17 protein-coding genes, 1 tRNA gene and 1 pseudogene are annotated in these 17,666 nt (G+C 71.0%); 17 read left to right on the top strand and 2 right to left on the bottom strand.

Annotation, left to right across the window (positions count from 1 at the left end; all coding sequences use genetic code 11):
* Nucleotides 1-50: 50 nt before the first annotated feature.
* The 9 genes from dnaJ to leuA all read left to right on the top strand — a co-directional run bounded on the left by dnaJ (nucleotide 51) and on the right by leuA (nucleotide 8,506).
* Nucleotides 51-1,157: a molecular chaperone DnaJ gene (dnaJ, locus tag N8N77_RS00575; protein WP_261163854.1), complete on the top strand. Its 1,107-nt coding sequence runs from the start codon at nucleotides 51-53 to the stop codon at nucleotides 1,155-1,157.
* A 1-nt stretch (nucleotide 1,158) separates the two neighbouring features.
* Nucleotides 1,159-1,890 (top strand): 16S rRNA (uracil(1498)-N(3))-methyltransferase, encoded by a 732-nt coding sequence (locus tag N8N77_RS00580; RefSeq protein WP_261163855.1) that lies wholly within the window; start codon nucleotides 1,159-1,161, stop codon nucleotides 1,888-1,890.
* Between the two features lie 60 nt (nucleotides 1,891-1,950).
* Nucleotides 1,951-2,298, top strand: coding sequence for an HIT domain-containing protein (locus N8N77_RS00585; RefSeq protein ID WP_261163857.1), 348 nt, complete (start codon nucleotides 1,951-1,953; stop codon nucleotides 2,296-2,298).
* Nucleotides 2,299-2,341: 43 nt separating this feature from the next.
* The gene (locus N8N77_RS00590; RefSeq protein WP_261165575.1) at nucleotides 2,342-3,364 is read left to right on the top strand and encodes a PhoH family protein; all 1,023 of its coding nucleotides are present in this window, start codon (nucleotides 2,342-2,344) and stop codon (nucleotides 3,362-3,364) included.
* Nucleotides 3,361-3,825 carry an rRNA maturation RNase YbeY gene (gene ybeY / locus N8N77_RS00595; RefSeq protein WP_261163858.1) on the top strand — a complete coding sequence of 155 codons (465 nt, stop codon included), beginning with the start codon at nucleotides 3,361-3,363 and terminating at the stop codon, nucleotides 3,823-3,825. The genes N8N77_RS00590 and ybeY overlap by 4 nt, the downstream gene beginning before the upstream one ends.
* A complete protein-coding gene (locus N8N77_RS00600; protein ID WP_261163859.1) occupies nucleotides 3,825-5,213 on the top strand; it encodes a hemolysin family protein in 1,389 nt (462 codons plus the stop codon). The genes ybeY and N8N77_RS00600 overlap by 1 nt, the downstream gene beginning before the upstream one ends.
* On the top strand, nucleotides 5,206-6,102 hold the full coding sequence (gene era / locus N8N77_RS00605; protein ID WP_261163860.1) for a GTPase Era: 897 nt from the start codon (nucleotides 5,206-5,208) through the stop codon (nucleotides 6,100-6,102). The genes N8N77_RS00600 and era overlap by 8 nt, the downstream gene beginning before the upstream one ends.
* Before the next feature lie 114 nt (nucleotides 6,103-6,216).
* Complete coding sequence (locus N8N77_RS00610; protein WP_261163861.1) at nucleotides 6,217-6,516, top strand: hypothetical protein; 300 nt, start codon at nucleotides 6,217-6,219, stop codon at nucleotides 6,514-6,516.
* 238 nt (nucleotides 6,517-6,754) lie between these two features.
* Complete coding sequence (leuA, locus tag N8N77_RS00615) at nucleotides 6,755-8,506, top strand: 2-isopropylmalate synthase (RefSeq protein ID WP_261163862.1); 1,752 nt, start codon at nucleotides 6,755-6,757, stop codon at nucleotides 8,504-8,506.
* Nucleotides 8,507-8,510: 4 nt separating this feature from the next.
* Here leuA and N8N77_RS00620 read toward each other — a convergent pair whose 3' ends face one another.
* On the bottom strand, nucleotides 8,511-9,293 hold the full coding sequence (locus N8N77_RS00620; RefSeq protein WP_261163863.1) for a trimeric intracellular cation channel family protein: 783 nt from the start codon (nucleotides 9,291-9,293) through the stop codon (nucleotides 8,511-8,513).
* Between the two features lie 78 nt (nucleotides 9,294-9,371).
* On the opposite strand from N8N77_RS00620, the gene recO reads away from it, so the two are divergent.
* From recO to N8N77_RS00635, 3 genes are read left to right on the top strand one after another with little or no spacing between them, the layout of a single operon-like run.
* Nucleotides 9,372-10,100, top strand: coding sequence for a DNA repair protein RecO (recO, locus tag N8N77_RS00625; RefSeq protein ID WP_261163864.1), 729 nt, complete (start codon nucleotides 9,372-9,374; stop codon nucleotides 10,098-10,100).
* Entirely contained in the window at nucleotides 10,046-10,924 is an 879-nt protein-coding gene (locus N8N77_RS00630) for an isoprenyl transferase (RefSeq protein ID WP_396652756.1), read from the top strand. Before recO ends, N8N77_RS00630 begins: the two co-directional genes overlap by 55 nt.
* A 7-nt stretch (nucleotides 10,925-10,931) precedes the next feature.
* Nucleotides 10,932-11,603 (top strand): DsbA family protein, encoded by a 672-nt coding sequence (locus N8N77_RS00635; RefSeq protein ID WP_261163866.1) that lies wholly within the window; start codon nucleotides 10,932-10,934, stop codon nucleotides 11,601-11,603.
* 3 nt (nucleotides 11,604-11,606) lie between these two features.
* Here the strand turns inward: N8N77_RS00635 and N8N77_RS00640 are convergent, their stop codons facing one another.
* Nucleotides 11,607-12,101 (bottom strand): glutathione peroxidase, encoded by a 495-nt coding sequence (locus N8N77_RS00640; protein ID WP_261163867.1) that lies wholly within the window; start codon nucleotides 12,099-12,101, stop codon nucleotides 11,607-11,609.
* Nucleotides 12,102-12,157: 56 nt separating this feature from the next.
* On the opposite strand from N8N77_RS00640, the pseudogene dusB reads away from it, so the two are divergent.
* The 5 genes and pseudogenes from dusB (at nucleotide 12,158) to N8N77_RS00665 (ending at nucleotide 17,507) form a co-directional block, all read left to right on the top strand.
* Nucleotides 12,158-13,320, top strand: a pseudogene (dusB, locus tag N8N77_RS00645) (tRNA dihydrouridine synthase DusB).
* Entirely contained in the window at nucleotides 13,292-14,671 is a 1,380-nt protein-coding gene (locus N8N77_RS00650) for a deoxyguanosinetriphosphate triphosphohydrolase (RefSeq protein ID WP_261163868.1), read from the top strand. The pseudogene dusB and the gene N8N77_RS00650 overlap by 29 nt, the downstream one beginning before the upstream one ends.
* Before the next feature lies 1 nt (nucleotide 14,672).
* Nucleotides 14,673-16,568 carry a DNA primase gene (gene dnaG, locus N8N77_RS00655; protein ID WP_261163869.1) on the top strand — a complete coding sequence of 632 codons (1,896 nt, stop codon included), beginning with the start codon at nucleotides 14,673-14,675 and terminating at the stop codon, nucleotides 16,566-16,568.
* A gap of 27 nt (nucleotides 16,569-16,595) precedes the next feature.
* Nucleotides 16,596-17,378: an ATP-binding cassette domain-containing protein gene (locus tag N8N77_RS00660; protein ID WP_261163870.1), complete on the top strand. Its 783-nt coding sequence runs from the start codon at nucleotides 16,596-16,598 to the stop codon at nucleotides 17,376-17,378.
* Nucleotides 17,379-17,431: 53 nt separating this feature from the next.
* Nucleotides 17,432-17,507: transfer RNA gene (locus N8N77_RS00665), tRNA-Asn, on the top strand.
* Nucleotides 17,508-17,666 lie beyond the last annotated feature (159 nt).

Here is a 17,666-nt window from a genome sequence, read left to right on the forward strand (position 1 = left end):
CGACGGATACGGCGACGACGGACCGCCTTGGCGGTCCCGGAAAGGCGACTGTGGCAGACCACTACGAGGTTCTGGGCGTCTCACGCGAGGCGAGCGACGAGGAAATCAAGCGGGCGTACCGCAAGCTGGCCCGTCAGCTGCACCCCGACGTGAACCCCAGCCCGGAGGCGGCGGAGAAGTTCAAGGACGTCACGCACGCGTACGACGTGCTGAGCGACCCCGAGCAGCGCCGCCGCTACGACATGGGCGGCGATGAATCGCCGTTCGGCGGCGGCGGCTTCGGGGGCTTCGGCGACATCTTCGAGACGTTCTTCGGCGGCGCCGGGGGCGCCCGGGCAGGCCGCCCGCGCGATCGGCGGCAGCGTGGCGAGGACGCGCTCGTGCGGCTCACGCTCGACCTCGGCGACGTCGTCTTCGGCACCCACCGTGACATCGAGGTCGACACCGCGGTGCTCTGCGAGACCTGCCAGGGATCGTGTTGCCAGCCCGGCACGCACCCCGAGCGCTGCGACGTGTGCGGCGGCTCTGGGCAGGTCCGCACGCAGGTGCGCAGCCTGCTCGGCAGCATGGTGACCACCCAGCCCTGCGGCTCGTGCCAGGGGTACGGAACGGTCATCCCCTCGCCGTGCACCACGTGCCACGGCCATGGCCGCGTGCGCGCGCGCCGCACGGTGTCGGTCGACATCCCCGCCGGCGTCGAGAGCGGCCTGCGCCTGCAGCTGCCCGGATCGGGCGAGGTCGGCGAAGCGGGCGGGCCCAACGGAGACCTCTACCTGCAGGTGGAGATCGAGCCGCACCCGGTGTTCGGGCGCGAGGGCGACGACCTGACGGCGGTGGTGGAGGTCGCCATGACCGACGCGATCCTCGGCACGCACGTCGTGCTGGAAGGCCTCGACGGGCCGATCGAGCTTGACCTGCGGCCGGGCGTGCAGTCGGGCGAGGAGCTGCGGATCGAGGGGCGCGGCATCACGGGCCTTCGCACCGCCCGCCGCGGCGACCTGCGGCTCGGTGTGCGCGTGATGACCCCCACCCGCCTGGACGCGAAGACCCGCGCGCTCGTGGAGGAGCTGGCGCAGCGCCAGCGGCCACACCCGCCGCGCCTCTCCGAGCACCAGCAGGGCCTGTTCGCCAAGCTGCGCGACCGGTTCCGGAACTGACGTGGCGCTGCACTTCATCGACGACTCCGCGTCCGCGGCCGAGGCCGGCGACGAGATCGAGCTCTCGGGTTCCGAGGCGCATCACGCCGCCGCCGTGCGGCGGGTGCGGCCCGGCGAGGCGGTCACGGTCGGCGATGGACGCGGCGCATGGCTGGACGGCGAGGTCGTGGCTGCCGACCCGAGGCGCGTGCGGGTCCGCGTGACGGGCCGCCGCGACGAGCCCATGGCGCACCCGCGGCTCGTGCTTGCGCAGGCGCTGGCAAAGGGCGACCGCGACGAGCTGGCGATACAGGCCGCCACGGAGCTGGGCGTCGACGAGGTGATCCCGTGGCAGGCCGCGCGGAGCGTGTCGCGCTGGGACGGCCCGAAGGCACGCAAGGGGCGCGAGCGGTGGCACGCCATCGTGCGCGAGGCGGCCAAGCAGGCGCACCGGCCCTGGGTGCCCGAGGTCGCGGAGCCCGCGACGACGGCGCAGCTCGCGGTGCGCGCCGGTGGCGCGTTCGTCCTCGTCCTGGACCCCTGGGCGAGCATGCCCCTCACCGACGTGCCGATCGACGGCGCCGGCGAGCTCGTCCTCATCGTCGGCCCCGAGGGCGGGATCGCCCCCGACGAGCTGGAGCGGCTGGACGCCGCCGGGGCGGCGCGCGTGCGGCTCGGCGCCACGGTGCTGCGCACCTCGACCGCGGGACCCGCTGCACTCGCCGTGCTCAACGCGCGCCTGGGCCGCTGGTGAGTCGGCGCGGATCCGACGCCCCGCCGCCCGGCGGAACCCCGCGTCACTAGACTTGAGCGCATGAGCGAGCCGTCCATCTTCACGCGGATCCTGCAGGGCGAGATCCCCGGCGAGATCGTCGCGCAGAACGAGCACGTGTTCGTGCTCCGCGACATCGCACCGCAGGCGCCCGTGCATCTTCTCGTGATCCCCAAGACGCAGCGGTACCGCGATGTCGCCGAGCTCGCCGCGGGCGACCCGGCCCTGCTGGCAGAGGTCGTCGCGATGGCCGGTCGCGTCGCAGCCGAGCACGCAGACGGCGACTACCGCCTCATCTTCAACACCGGCGCCGGCGCCGGTCAGACCGTCTTTCACGTCCACGCCCACGTCCTGGCCGGTGGACTCGAGGAAAAGAGACTCGTTGGCTGATTCCGATTCGTACACCGAACGCGTCTACGCCGATGGCGTGGCCATGGTGCAGCTGCTCGGTCCTCAGGACCGACTGCTGCGGATGGTCGAGAGCGCACACCCCGACGTGGACGTGCACGTGCGCGGGAACGAGATCACCCTGACGGGCACCGAGGAGGCCGTCCACGCCGCCCGCGCGCTGGTGGACGAGCTGCTCGCGCTGACCCGCGGCGGTCACGAGCTCGCCCCGGCGGATGTCGCGTCGTCGGCCCGCATGATGCGGGAGGAGGGCGGGCCGCGCCCGCGTGACGTGATGGCCGAGGCGATCCTGTCGTCGCGCGGCCGTGTGATCCGCCCGAAGACCGCCGGCCAGAAGGCGTACGTCGATGCGATCGACGAGAACACCATCGTGTTCGGCATCGGGCCGGCGGGCACCGGCAAGACGTACCTCGCGATGGCGAAGGCGGTGCAGGCCCTGCAGCGCCGCGAGGTGGAGCGGATCATCCTGACCCGCCCCGCCGTGGAGGCGGGGGAGCGGCTCGGCTTCCTGCCCGGCACGCTCACCGACAAGATCGACCCGTATCTGCGCCCGCTGTACGACGCCATCAACGAGATGATGGATCCGGAGGTCGTGCCCAAGCTCATCGCCAGCGGCACCATCGAGGTCGCCCCGCTCGCGTACATGCGTGGGCGCACCCTGAACAACTCCTTCGTCGTGCTCGACGAGGCCCAGAACACCACGCCCGAGCAGATGAAGATGTTCCTGACGCGACTCGGCTTCGGCACGCGCATGGTGGTCACGGGCGACATCACGCAGGTGGACCTGCCGGGCGGCACCTCCGGTCTGCGGCTGGTGACCCGCATCCTCGACAGGGTGGACGACATCCACTTCGCCCGGCTGACGAGCGACGATGTCGTGCGTCACACGCTCGTCGGCAAGATCGTCGACGCCTACAGTGAGTATGACGAGCGGCGTACCGCGCTCAAGCATGAGCGGGAGGAGGCGCGCGAGTTCGCCAACCGGGCCGAACGCCGCAGCGCGATCCGCCGCGAGCGGCACACCCGAGGCCACGGAGGACGGGCATGATCGACATCAACAACGAGTCCGGTTTCGAGGTCGACGAGGCGGTGCTTCTGCGCCTGACGCAGCACAACCTGGCCGCGCTGCGCGTCAGCCCCGACGCCGATGTGGCGATCGTGCTCGTGGACGAGGGCGCCATGGAGGCGCTGCACGTGCAGTGGATGGACGAGCCGGGCCCGACCGATGTGCTGAGCTTCCCGATGGATGAGCTGCGCCCGGGTTCGGAGGAGGAGCCGACGCCCGCTGGCCTGCTCGGCGACATCGTGCTGTGCCCGCAGGTGGCCGAGACCCAGGCCGCTGCGGCCGGCCACACCACGATGGACGAGCTCATCCTGCTCACCACGCACGGCCTGCTGCACCTGCTCGGTTTCGACCACGCCGAGCCGGACGAGGAGCGGGAGATGTTCGGCCTGCAGAAGGAGCTCATCGCCGCCTTCGCCGCCGAAGAACGCCGCCGCACCCGGTGATGCTCGCGACTGTCCTCTTCCTCGCCGCGCTGCTGCTCGTGCTGCTGGGCGGCCTGATGTCGGCGATCGACGCGGCCCTCGCCGTCACCTCGCGCGGCGACCTGTTCGATCTGGCGGCCGAGGCCCGCCCGGCACAGGCGCGCGCGCTCGGGCGCATCGCGGACGATCCCGACGCGCACGGCGATGCCGTCGCATTCGTGCGGGTGCTCTCGGAGACATCGGCCGCCGTGCTCGTGACAGCCGGATTCACGCTGCTGTTCGAGAACATCTGGTGGGCGCTGCTCGCGGCCGCACTCGTGATGACGGGCATCTCGTTCGTCGCCGTGTTCTCGAGCCCGCGCTCGGTCGGCCGGCGCCGTTCCGGCCCGCTGCTGCGCGCGACGGCGGCGTTCGTGCACGGCGTCCGCGTGGTGCTCGGGCCCGTCGCCCGCCTCCTCGTGGGCATCGGCGCGACGGTGACCCCCGGTCGCGGACGCCGCAGCTTCGAGTCCGAGGAGCAGCTGCTCAGCATGGTCGACGAGGCGGCGTCGAACGATCTCATCGACGACGACGATCGCGAGCTCGTGCACTCGGTGTTCGAGTTCACCGACCAGGTCGTGCGCGCGGTCATGGTGCCGCGCACGGAGATGATCACGGTCGACGCGTCGGTGACCACGCGGGAGGCGCTGCAGGCGTTCCTCGACACGGGCATCTCGCGCATGCCCGTGGTCGACGGCGAGGTGGACGACGTCGTGGGCGTGCTCTACCTGAAGGATCTCGTCCAGTTCGGCTTCCGCGACACGCCGGGCTGGCGCGACGCGAGCGTGCGTCCGCTGGCCCGCCCCGCGGTCTTCGTGCCCGAGCAGATGCGCGCCGAGACGTTGTTGCAGCAGATGAAGCGCGAGGCCGTGCATGTCTGCCTCGTGGTCGACGAGTACGGCGGCATCGCCGGCATCGTCACGCTCGAGGATCTGATCGAGGAGCTCGTGGGCGACATCTCCGACGAGTACGACCCGCGCACCAACGAGGTCGTCGAACTGGGCGACGGCAGCTACCGGGTGGCCGCGCGGCTGTCGCTCGCGGAGGTCGGCGACCTCTTCGGCATCCAGCTGGAGGACGAGGACGTCGACTCGATCGGCGGCCTGCTGGGCAAGGCCCTGGGGCACGTGCCGCAGCCGGGAGAGACCGTCGAGGTCGACGGTCTGCTCATCACCGGCGGCACCTCGCGCGGGCGCGGGCGCGGACTCGCCACCGTGTTCGTGGACGCCGGCGAGGGGCTGAGGGCACTCGCGGAGGCGCGCACGCGCCACCCGCGCACGGGCGAGATCGCCGTGCCGGGCGCCCGCACACCCACGGGCGAGACGCCGGTCGTTCGCGGCCGCAAGGGGAAGGATCGATCGGATGACTGAGCACCGCAGCGGATTCGTGACCTTCGTCGGCCGCCCGAACGTGGGCAAGTCGACGCTGACCAACGCGCTGGTCGGCGAGAAGGTCGCCATCACGAGCGAGAAGCCGCAGACCACCCGCCGCGCGATCCGGGGCATCCTCAACCGACCCGCCGGTCAGCTCGTCGTCGTCGACACGCCGGGGATCCACCGTCCGCGCACGCTGCTGGGGCAGCGCCTGAACGACCTCGTCGAGCAGGTGCTCGGCGACGTCGACGTCATCGCCTTCTGCGCCCCGGCCACCGAGAAGGTCGGGCCCGGCGACCGGCGGATCGCGGAGTCGCTCGACGGCTACCCGCGTGCCAAGAAGGTCGCGCTCGTCACGAAGACGGACGCCGCCACCAAGGACGAGGTCATGGAGCGGCTGCTCGAGGTGAACGCGCTCCGCGAGGACTGGGCCGCCGTGATCCCGCTGTCGTCCGTGTCGGGCGAGCAGCTCGATGTGCTCGTGGACGAGCTGCTCACGCTCATGCCGGAGGGCCCCGCGCTCTACCCGGAGGGGGTCGTCACGGACGAGACGGTCGAGGACCGGGTGGCCGAGATCATCCGCGAGGCCGCGCTCGAGGGCGTGCGAGACGAGCTGCCCCACTCCATCGCCGTGACGGTCGAGGACATCTCGCCGCGCGAGGGGCGCGACGATCTCACCGACGTATTCGCGAACATCGTGGTGGAGCGCGACAGCCAGAAGGCCATCATCATCGGTCGCAAGGGCGCGCGCCTCAAGGACGTCGGGGCGCGTGCCCGGGCGCAGCTGGAGCCGCTGCTCGGAACGCGGATCTACCTCGCCCTGCACGTGCGGGTGGCGAAGGAATGGCAGCGCGACCCCAAGCAGCTCGGCCGTCTCGGCTTCTGATCCACGCCGGACGCGGCTACCCGCCGTGACCGGACCCGTCAAGTCCCTTCATCGCGGCGGGCTCGCGCGGCGAGTCTGGTGTCTCACCGAGATCCGGACCGAGGAGGCACGACCATGACCGATATGGCCAGCAAGGCGCAGGAGACCGCGGAGCAGGCGCAGGGTGCCGTGCGGGAGGTGGCCGCCAAGACGCGGTGGAACCCTCTCACGCTGCTCGGCAAGTGGGGGGTGCGCAGCTCGCACCTCTACCTCGCGGGGTTCCTCTCCATCGCGGCGACGTTCCTGAAGTGGGCCTTGACGCTCACGCATGACCGCCGCGAGCAGGCCGACCGCTGGGGTCTGTTCATCGGCGAGTGGGCGCCCACGTTCTTCGCGCTGGGCGTGGCGATGAAGCACGAGGAAGAGAGCCGCTGACCGCGGTCGACCGCCGGGCCCGGGGCGCGTTGCGCGACCCGGGCCTGCTTGCGGTGAGCAGGATGCACAGGGTCGGGGCGGCCGGCGCCCTGCAACCGTGCAGATTGCGTGGTAGCCTGGGAACGTGCGTCCGACCGGCCTGCTTCTGCTTAGCTGCCGCGACGAGAGCTCGTTCTAGGGCCTCTCTCGTCGCGGAGTCTCGCGTGGCCCGCATTCATTCGCGAGAGAGAGCAGAGCAATGCAGAACCGTCAGCAGCCTTCCCCCATGCCGGTCCACCGATACCGGCCGTACCACGAGCAGATCGCCGTCGACCTGCCCGACCGCAGCTGGCCCTCCCGGCGCATCGAGAAGGCACCGCGCTGGTGCGCGGTCGACCTGCGCGACGGCAACCAGGCGCTGATCGATCCCATGGATCCCCAGCGCAAGCGGGTGATGTTCGACCTGCTTGTGAAGATGGGCTACAAGGAGATCGAGGTCGGCTTCCCGTCGGCCAGCCAGACCGATTTCGATTTCGTGCGCGACCTCATCGAGGACGGTGCGATTCCCGACGACGTCACGATCCAGGTGCTGACCCAGGCGCGCGAGCACCTCATCGCCCGCACCTACGAGGCGCTGCGCGGCGCGCGCCAGGCGATCGTGCACCTCTACAACTCCACCAGCGTGCTGCAGCGCGAGGTGGTCTTCCGCACCGACCGCCAGGGGATCATCGACATCGCGCTCGAGGGCGCGCGGCTGTGCAAGAAGTACGAGGCGACGATCCCCGAGACGACCGTCTACTACGAGTACTCGCCCGAGTCGTACACCGGCACCGAGCTGGAGTTCGCCGCGGAGATCTGCAACCGCGTGATGGAGGTGCTCGTGCCCACGCCCGAGCGCAAGCTCATCATCAACCTGCCCGCAACGGTCGAGATGGCCACGCCCAACGTCTACGCCGACTCGATCGAGTGGATGGGGCGCCACCTGCATCACCGCGAGAACGTGATCCTGTCGCTGCACCCCCACAACGACCGCGGCACCGCGGTCGCCGCCGCCGAGCTCGGATACCTGGCGGGCGCCGACCGCATCGAGGGGTGCCTGTTCGGCAACGGTGAGCGCACCGGCAACGTCGACCTGGTGGCGCTCGGTGTGAACCTGTTCACGCAGGGCATCGACCCGCAGATCGACTTCAGCGACATCGACCAGGTCAAGCGCACGGTGGAGTACTGCAATCAGCTGCCGGTGCCCGAGCGCAGCCCGTGGGCGGGGGACCTCGTCTTCACCGCCTTCAGCGGCTCGCACCAGGACGCCATCAAGAAGGGCTTCGAGGCGATGGAGGGCCGGGCCAAGGCGGCCGGCGTGGACGTGGACGAGATCGAGTGGGCGGTGCCGTACCTGCCCGTCGATCCGAAGGACCTGGGCCGCTCGTACGAGGCGGTCATCCGCGTCAACTCGCAGTCCGGCAAGGGCGGGGTGTCCTACCTGCTGAAGGCGGACCACTCCCTGGACCTGCCGCGGCGGCTGCAGATCGAGTTCTCGGGCGTGGTGCAGAGCCACACGGACGCCGAGGGCGGCGAGGTCACGAGCGAGCAGATCTGGCGGATCTTCCGCGACGAGTACCTGCCCGCATCCGACCCGGCCGAGCGCTGGGGCCGGTTCGAGATCCTGTCCACCGAGACGCAGAGCACGGGCTCGGACGTGGCCCTGTCGGTGACGCTGCGCGACGGCGACGACGAGCGCACCGTGTCCGGTCGCGGCAACGGGCCGATCGCGGCGTTCCTCGAGGTGCTGCGCGATGCCGGGCACGAGGTGACGCTGTACGACTACGTCGAGCACACCATGGCTGCCTCCGGCGACGCGCAGGCAGCCGCATACGTGGAGTTGCAGGTGGACGAACAGCGCCTGTGGGGAGTGGGCATCGACGGCGACATCTCGATGGCCTCGCTGAAGGCCATCGTCTCGGCGGTGAACCGCTCCATCCGGGCACGCGAGCGCGAGCTCGTCGCGGTCTGACCGGTCAGCGGCGGCGGAACCACCACCGCCGCCGCTGCCCCGGAGCATCCGGGACGACGATCGCACCGGTGAGCGGGATGTGGGCGCCCTCGCGCACCTCCTCGGCGGTGACGACGGGGATCGCGGAGGTCTCGAGCGCGACCTTGCGGCGATGGATGCGGCGCTGCTCGGGCAGCGACACGTCGAAGATCACGGCGAGCAGGCGGATGAGCGCCGTCACGGCGGCACCGATCACGGCGGCCACGGCGATGTCCGCGCCGAGCACGTAGGACCCCGCGAGCACGGCACCGCCCGCGAGGGCGGCGATCGCGTACAGCGACCCGACATGCATGATGGCGACCGGCAGCCCCATCGCGATGTCGCGGATGATCCCGCCGCCCACCGCGGCGCACATCCCGATGAAGACCGCGGGCACGATCGGCAGGCCGTACGCGAGGGCCTTCGAGGTGCCGACCGCGCCGAACAGCCCCATCGCCACGGCATCGAGCCCCACGATGAGAGGGTTCAGTCGCTGGAAGACGCCGGCCAGGAGCATGCCCGTGAGCGAGGCAGCCACCGCCGTGACGAGGTACCAGTTCGACTGCAGCGTCGCCGGCGTCACGCCGAGCAGAATGTCGCGGATGAGACCGCCCCCCATGCCGAGCATGATCCCGATGATCGCGACGCCGAGCCAGTCGAGGCGGCGCTGGCCCTGAAATCCGGAGGCGAAGACGGCGCCCTGGATGCCGCCGAGGGCCACCGCGAGAAGGTCGGCCCACAGCGGGATCACGAAAAGCGGGGCGTCCACGACTCCATCGTGCCAGGCATCGTCCGTCGCGTCGTCGCGCCTCAGGCCGCTCGCATGGCCGGGGCGGATAATCGGATGGTGCCCACCTACCGAGACGAAGCCGTCGTGCTGCGCACCCACAAGCTGGGCGAGGCCGACCGGATCGTCACGCTGCTGAGCCGCCGCCACGGCAAGGTGCGCGCCGTCGCGAAGGGGGTGCGGCGCACGTCGTCGAAGTTCGGCGCCCGACTGGAGCCGTTCATGGTCGTCGACGTGCAGCTGTACGCCGGTCGCAGCCTCGACATCGTGCAGCAGGCGGACTCGCTCGGCGCGTACGGAGCCGACATCGCGGCCGACTACGACCGCTACACCGCCGCGAGCGCCATGGCCGAGGCCGCCGACCGGCTCAACGAGGCGGGCGCAGAGCCGCAGCACTACTTCCTGCTCGTCGGAGCGCTGCGCGCGCTGTCGCGGGCGGAACACCCCACCCCCGCGATCATGAGCTCGTACCTGCTGCGGGCCATGTCGCTGTCCGGCTGGGCGCCCGCCCTCGACGACTGTGCGCGCTGCGGAGCCCCCGGCCCGCACGACGCGTTCGTGTCGCAGCTGGGAGGCATCGTGTGCGCATCGTGCGCGCCCACCGGCAGCGCGCGGGTGCCACGACGCACGCTCGACCTGATGCGCGCGCTGCGGGCGGGGGAGTGGGATGTGGTGGATGTCGCCGACCAGCGGGAGCTCGATGCCGCATCGGGGCTGGTGTCGGCATACGTGCAATGGACCCTCGAGCGCGGCCTGCGCGCGCTCCCGCACGTCGGAGGAAAGCGTTGAGCAAGCCGTACACCCACCGCGACGCCGTGCCGTACCGGCCGCTCGACTGGACGGGCGCACACCCTCCCGCCTTCCCGGGCCCGGTGCCGAATCACGTCGCCATCGTGATGGACGGCAACGGTCGCTGGGCCAACCGCCGCGGCCTCTCGCGCATCGAGGGGCATCGTGCGGGGGAGGAGGTGCTTCTCGACGTCGTGGCCGGCGCGATCCAGGCCGGCGTCAAGCACCTCTCGGTGTACGCGTTCTCGACCGAGAACTGGCGGCGCTCGCCCGATGAGGTGCGCTTCCTGATGGGCTTCAACCGCGACGTGCTGCACCGGCGCCGTGATCAGCTCAACGAGTGGGGCGTGCGCGTGCGGTGGGCGGGACGGACGCCCCGACTGTGGCGCTCGGTCATCAACGAGCTGCGCTTCGCCGAGCAGCTGACCGCGCGCAACGATGTGCTCACCCTCACGATGTGCATCAACTATGGCGGGCGCAACGAGATCGTCGACGCCGTGCGACGGATCGCGGAGGAGGCGGCCGCGCGCCGCATCTCGCCGGCTGCCATCACCGAGAAGACGCTGCGCCGGCACCTCTACGTGCCCGACATGCCGGACGTCGACCTGTTCCTGCGCTCCAGCGGCGAGCAGCGCACCTCGAACTTTCTGCTGTGGCAGTCCGCCTACGCCGAGATGGTGTTCCTCGACACGCTCTGGCCCGACTTCAGCCGCGAGGAGCTGTGGCACGGCATCCAGATCTTCCTCGACCGCGATCGGCGCTTCGGTGGCGCCGTGGACGCGCCGGCGGACGATGCGGGAATGCCGTCGCGCGGAATCCGTTGAGGATGACATGACCTCCTCGCCTGCCCCCATCAAGATCGACATCTGGAGCGACGTCGCCTGCCCGTGGTGCTACATCGGCAAGCGCAATCTCGAGAAGGGGCTCGCCGAGACCGCCGGCGACGACGACGCGCCGCGCGTGGAGATCGAGTACCACTCCTTCGAGCTGTCGCCCGATACGCCCGTGGACTTCGAGGGCAGCTCCGCGGAGTTCCTCGCGGCGCACAAGGGCATCTCGATCGAGCAGGCGCAGGCGATGAACGACCGGGTGGCGCAGATCGCGGAGGGGGCGGGGCTCCATTACCGTTTCGACCTGCAGAAGCACACGAACACCGTCAAGGCGCACGAGCTGATCCATTTCGCGAAGGCGCACGGCAAGCAGCTCGAGATGAAAGAGCGGCTGCTGTCGGCATACTTCGTCGAGGGCCGGCACGTCGGGCGTATCGATGAGCTCGTCGCCCTGGCCGAGGAGGTCGGGCTCGACGGCGCCGCGGCCCGTGAGGCGCTGGAGGCCGGCGCCTACCTCGACGCGGTGCGGGCCGACCAGGCGCAGGCAAGCGCCTACGGAATCGGTGGGGTCCCGTTCTTCGTCATCGACGGACGCTACGGCGTCAGCGGCGCGCAGCCGCCGGAGGCCTTCGCGCAGGTGGCGCGCCAGGTCTGGGCCGAGAAGCGGGCCTGACGCTCAGGCGAGCGCGGCCTCGATCGCCGCGACGACGGCGGGGTCGTCCGGCTTCGTCGGCGGACGGAAGCGGGTGACCGATCCGTCCGGGGCGACGAGGAACTTCTCGAAGTTCCAGGCCACAGGGCCGGCCAGCCCGTGCTCGTCCTTCGTCTTCTTGAGGGCCTTGTAGAGGGGATGCGCGTGCGGACCGTTGACCTTGACCTTGTCGTGAATCGGGAACGACACCCCCCAGGTGGTCGCGCAGTAATCCAGGATCTCCTCGATCGATCCCGGTTCCTGGCCCATGAACTGGTTGCACGGGAAGCCCAGCACCGTCAACCCGCGGCCGCCGTAGGTACGCTGCAACTGCTCCAGCTGCTCGTACTGCGGGGTCAATCCACACCGCGAGGCCACGTTCACGACGAGCACGGGTCCGCCGGCGTAGTCGGCCAGCGTTCGCGCTTCGCCCCGCGCGTCGGCGAAGGGGATGCGGCGGATGTCGGGCGTCTCGGCCATGCCGTCAGCCTACGGCGCAAGGCCGTCGCACGGCTCGGTTCTGAGAGAATGAACCCGTGACCTCCGTACTCGACGCGCCCGCCGCCACGCGCGGTCTGCAGATCGGCGGCATCCGCTCGGATGTCCCCGTCGTCCTGGCGCCCATGGCGGGCATCACCAACACGGCGTTCCGGCGGCTGTGCCGCGAGTACGGCGGCGGTCTGTACGTGAGCGAGATGATCACGACGCGCGCGCTCGTGGAGCGCAACCCCGTGACGATGCGGCTCGTGCAGTTCCACGAGTCGGAGACCCCGCGGTCGATCCAGCTGTACGGCGTCGACCCGCACTACACGCGCGAGGCGGCTCGGATCATCGCCGAGGAGGATCGCGCCGATCACATCGACCTGAACTTCGGTTGCCCGGTGCCCAAGGTGACGCGCAAGGGCGGGGGGTCCGCCCTGCCGTGGAAGCTCGACCTGTTCCGTGCGATCGTGCGCGGCGCCGTGGAGGGCGCCGGAGGACTGCCGGTCACGGTCAAGATGCGCAAAGGCATCGATGCCGACCACCTCACGTACCTCGACGCGGCGAGGATCGCCGAGGACGAGGGCGTCAAGGCGGTCGCGCTGCACGCGCGCACGGCCAACGAGTTCTACTCCGGCCATGCCGACTGGTCGGCGATCGCGAAGCTGAAGGAGACCGTGACGAGCATCCCCGTGCTCGGCAACGGCGACATCTGGAGCGCCGCCGACGCGGTGCGGATGATGGACGAGACCGGCTGCGACGGCGTCGTGGTCGGGCGGGGCTGCCTCGGCCGGCCCTGGCTGTTCGGCGACCTGTCGCGCGCGTTCGGCGGCGAGGGCGTGCAGGTCGATGCCACGCTCGGGTTCGTGGCCCAGGCGTTCCGGCGGCACGCAGAGCTTCTCGTCGAGTTCTTCGAGAGCGAGGAGCGCGGCTGCCGCGACATCCGCAAGCACGCCGCGTGGTACTTCAAGGGCTACCCGGTGGGTGGCGACCTGCGGGGGCAGTTCGCTCAGGTGACGAGCCTCGCGCACATCGACGACCTCATCGCGCAGCTGGACCTCGACGCCCCCTATCCCGGCGAGGCGGCGGAGGGGCAGCGCGGCGGGCGGGCCGGCCGAAGCGCACGGTGCTGCCCGATCGCTGGCTCGAGTCGCGCACGATGGACGCGGCGGAGACGCGGGCGCTGGCGGATGCGGAGTTGGACACCAGTGGCGGCTGAATCCCCGCGTCCGGCCGGCTACACCGACGCCGACGCGGAGCGCTTCTTCCGGGAGAGGCACCGCTCCGAACGCGACGACTTCGCTCGTGACCGGGCGCGGGTGCTGCACTCCGCGGGGCTGCGGCGCCTCGCGGCCAAGACCCAGGTGCTCAGCCCCGCCAGTCCCGCCGACTTCGCGCGCAACCGGCTCACCCACTCGCTCGAGGTGGCACAGGTGGGCCGCGAGATCGGCAACGCGCTCGGGCTGGCGGCCGACGTCGTCGACACCGCCTGCCTCAGCCATGACCTCGGGCACCCGCCCTTCGGGCACAACGGCGAGCGGGCGCTCAACGAGTGGGGCGAGGACATCGGCGGCTTCGAGGGGAACGCGCAGAGCCTGCGCATCCTCACGCGCCTCGAGGCGAAGGTGGAGGACGGCGGCCGCTCGTTCGGCCTGAACCTGACCCGCGCGTCGCTCGACGCCACGTGCAAGTACCCGTGGACGGTCGACAACCCGCTGCCGGATCCCGGCGGGCGGCTGAAGTTCGGGGTGTATCCCGAGGACGAGGACGTCTTCCACTGGATGCGACAGGACGCGCCGGGGCGCCTGCGGTGCATCGAGGCCGAGGTGATGGACCTTTCGGACGACATCGCGTACTCCGTGCACGACTTCGAGGATGCGGTGCTGAACGGCTATCTCGATCTGTCGCGGGTGAGCGACCCCGTCGAGCACTATCCGCTCGTCGGTCAGATCCAGCAGTGGGTGGGTTACGACTACACGCGGGACGAGCTCGCCGACGGTCTCTACCGGCTGACGCGGCAGCCGATGTGGCTGCGGGGGTTCGACCGCTCGCGGCAGGACCTCGCACGGCTGAAGAACCTCACGAGCGACCTCATCGGCCGCTTCGCGCGCGCCGCGGTGAGCGCCACGCGTGAGGCCTACCCCGCGGCCTCGCTCGCGCGTTATCAGGCTCACGTCGTGGTGCCGCGCGTCGTCGAGGTCGAGATCGCGGTGCTGAAGGGGCTGATGGGCGCGGCGATCGTCACACTCGACGCGCGCAAGGGCGTGTACAAGGAGCAGCGCCGGGTGCTGAAGCGCATCGCGGATGCCCTGCTGGCCACCGACGCGCTGTGGTCGACGGGAGCCGACGCGCTCGAGCCGGCCTTCGCGGCGGACTTTCATGCGGCCGACAGTGACGCGGCACGCAAACGGGTGATCATCGACCAGATCGCGAGCCTGACCGATCAGACCGCGGTGGCGTGGCACAACCGGCTCGTCGGCGAGATCGACCCCGGTGAGGTGGGCATCTGGGCGCCGCGCCACGGCCGCCGCAGCCCCGACCGCACGCCGCAGCCGGCGGGGGCGCGCTGACATGCCGCGCATCCGCCAGGCCGACGTCGATGAGGTCAAGGCGCGCACGAACATCGCGGACGTCGTCGGGGAGCGGGTGGCGCTGAAGTCGGCGGGGGTCGGCTCGCTCAAGGGTCTGTGCCCCTTTCACGACGAGAAGTCGCCGAGCTTCCATGTGCGCCCGCAGCACGGCTATTACCACTGCTTCGGCTGCGGTGAGTCGGGCGACGTCTACAGCTTCCTGCGCGCCATGGACCACATGTCGTTCACCGAGGCGGTCGAGCGTCTCGCCGCGCGCATCGGCTACACGCTGCACTACGAGGACGGCGGCCCGGCGCCCGAGACGAGCGGGCGGGCGCGGCTGCTGGCGGCCAACGCGGCCGCGGCGGAGTTCTTCCGTGCACAGCTCGTGACGCCCGAGGCCGAGGCGGCGCGCCGGTTCCTCGGCGAGCGCGGCTTCGATCCGGCCGCCGCGGCGCACTTCGGCGTGGGTTACGCGCCCAAGGGCTGGGACGGCATGCTCAAGGCGCTCACGGGGCAGGGATTCAGTCGCGAGGAGCTGGCGACCGCGGGGCTCGTCTCCACCAATCAGCGCGGCGGGGTCTACGACCGCTTCCGCGGTCGGGTCGTCTGGCCGATCCGCGACGTCACCGGCCAGACGATCGGGTTCGGGGCACGCCGCCTCTACGACGACGACAAGGGGCCGAAGTACCTCAACACCCCTGAGACGCCGATCTACAAGAAGAACCAGGTGCTGTACGGGCTCGACCTGGCCAAGCGCGACATCTCGCGAGGAGACCCCAAGCGCGTCGTGGTCGTCGAGGGGTACACCGACGTGATGGCGTGCCACCTGGCGGGGGTCACGACGGCGATCGCGACCTGCGGCACGGCGTTCGGTTCGGAGCACGTCACGGTGCTGCGACGGGTGATGGGCGACGACGACACGTCGGGCGAGGTGGTGTTCACGTTCGACCCCGATGAGGCCGGCCAGAAGGCCGCCGTGCGCGCGTTCGCCGAGGAGAAGCGCTTCAACGCCCAGTCCTACGTCGCCGTCGCGCCCGAGGGACTGGACCCGTGCGACCTGCGGCTGCAGCGCGGCGACGCCGCCGTGCGGGCCCTGATGGACCACAAGGTGCCGATGTTCGAGTTCATGATCGACCGGCGCATCGCGGGGTTCGACCTCGGCTCGGTGGAGGGGCGGGTCGGCGCGCTCCGCGCCGCCGCGCCGATCGTCGCCGAGATCCGCGACCGGTTGCTGCGCCCCGGCTACGAGCGGGTGCTCGCCCGGCGCCTCGGGATGGACCCGACGGAGGTGCACCAGGAGGTGCAGCGGCGGGCTGCGGCCGCGGGCGCCGAGGCCCGCCGCGGCACGGACGGTCGCCAGGCGGCCGCGGCGCAGCCCGGGGCGGCCGCGCCTGGCGACACCGGGGGAGCGGCCGTGGCCCCGCCGGCGGCGACGCTCGCCGCGCTGCCACGCACGGTCGACGTGGCCCGCGAACGCGACGCGCTCACGGGCTTCCTGCAGTACGGGCACCGCGTCGACCCCGTTTTGTTCCTGCGCGCCCTGGCCGTGCCGTTCCACCATCCGGCGCTCGAGGCCGTGCGGGCGACGCTCGAGGCCACGGACCGATCCAAGCCGGGCTGGGCCCTGGCGGTGGTCGAGAACACGCCGGCCGCCTATCGCACGCTCGCGGGCGAGCTGCTGGCCCGCGACTTCCCGGCCAGGGACGAGAACCACGCGGTCGCCTCGATCGACGACCTCGCCCGCCAGATCGTGCTGGGAGCGATCGCGCAGCGCAAGAACGAGCTGCTCGGCGCGATCCAGCGCGTGCCGGCGGACTCCGAAGAGGGGCGAGCGCTGCGCGTGCAGTTGCGTGACCTGGATGCCGAGCGCCGGCGCCTCCACCCCGAGGACTGACCGCGGTACGTCAGGCACAATGGGGGAATGCGCATCGTCGAGGATCCTGAGTACGCGATCCGGTGCGAGGACCTCAGCATCGCCCGCGCCGGGCGGGGCCCGGCGATCCGCGCCGTCGACGGTGTTTCGTTCACACTGCCGTGGTCGGGCACGCTTTGCGTGTCGGGCGCCACGGGTTCGGGCAAATCGAGCCTCGTCGCAACGCTCGCCGGGCGCCGCGACGATTCCCTGAGCGTCGCGGGCGGGGACGCGCAGGTGTGCGGCGTGTCGGTGCGACGCCCCGGCCGGGCGCTGCGGGTGCTGACCTTCCGGGCCGGCTACCTTCCCCAGGGCGCCGGCCCGGACCTGCCCACGCGGTTGTCGGTCGCCGACGTGCTCTCAGAGCCGCTCGTCTCCCGAGATCGCCGCGTGAGCCAGCGGGCGCTCGGGGTGCGCATCGCATCGCTCCTCGACGAGCTTCACCTGCCGATCGGCACCGCCGACAAGTTCCCGTACGAGCTCAGTGCCGGCATGCGCCAGAGGGTCGCGCTCGCGCGCGCTCTCGTGCTCGACCCGAAACTGCTCGTCGCGGACGAGCCCCTCGCCAACCTCGACCCCGAGGTGCGGCACGTCGCGTTCGAGGCGATCGTGCGCCGTCGCCGGCAATGGGGCATGGCGTCGCTGATCGTGACGAACGACACCGACTTCGTGCGCGAACTGGGCGCCGAACGGCTCCACCTGCAGGGCGGGCATGTCGTCGCCCGCAGCGAGGCCGGGGGGATGATCCACACGCCGGACACCCGGCACGCCCGGGGGCTGCCGGTGTCATGAACAGCCCCTGACATTTGCTAAGCTGTTCTGGTTGCCGCGAGAGCGGACAGCATTCCTCGGTAGCTCAATTGGCAGAGCAGCCGGCTGTTAACCGGCAGGTTCTTGGTTCGAGTCCAAGCCGGGGAGCCAACAAGCCCCCTCTTCCCTAGTAAACACAAGGGAGAGGGGGCTTCGTGCTTCAGCCGCATGGGCGATTCGGGTCCACAAAACGCACACAAAACCCCCGTCAAGGCGAGTTTTCCCAAGGGCCTTACGATCTGTTACGACGTGGCATCGCTGCCGCACGAC

The sequence above is a fragment of the Microbacterium sp. Marseille-Q6965 genome (genome assembly GCF_946151065.1).
Lineage (GTDB): Bacteria > Actinomycetota > Actinomycetes > Actinomycetales > Microbacteriaceae > Microbacterium.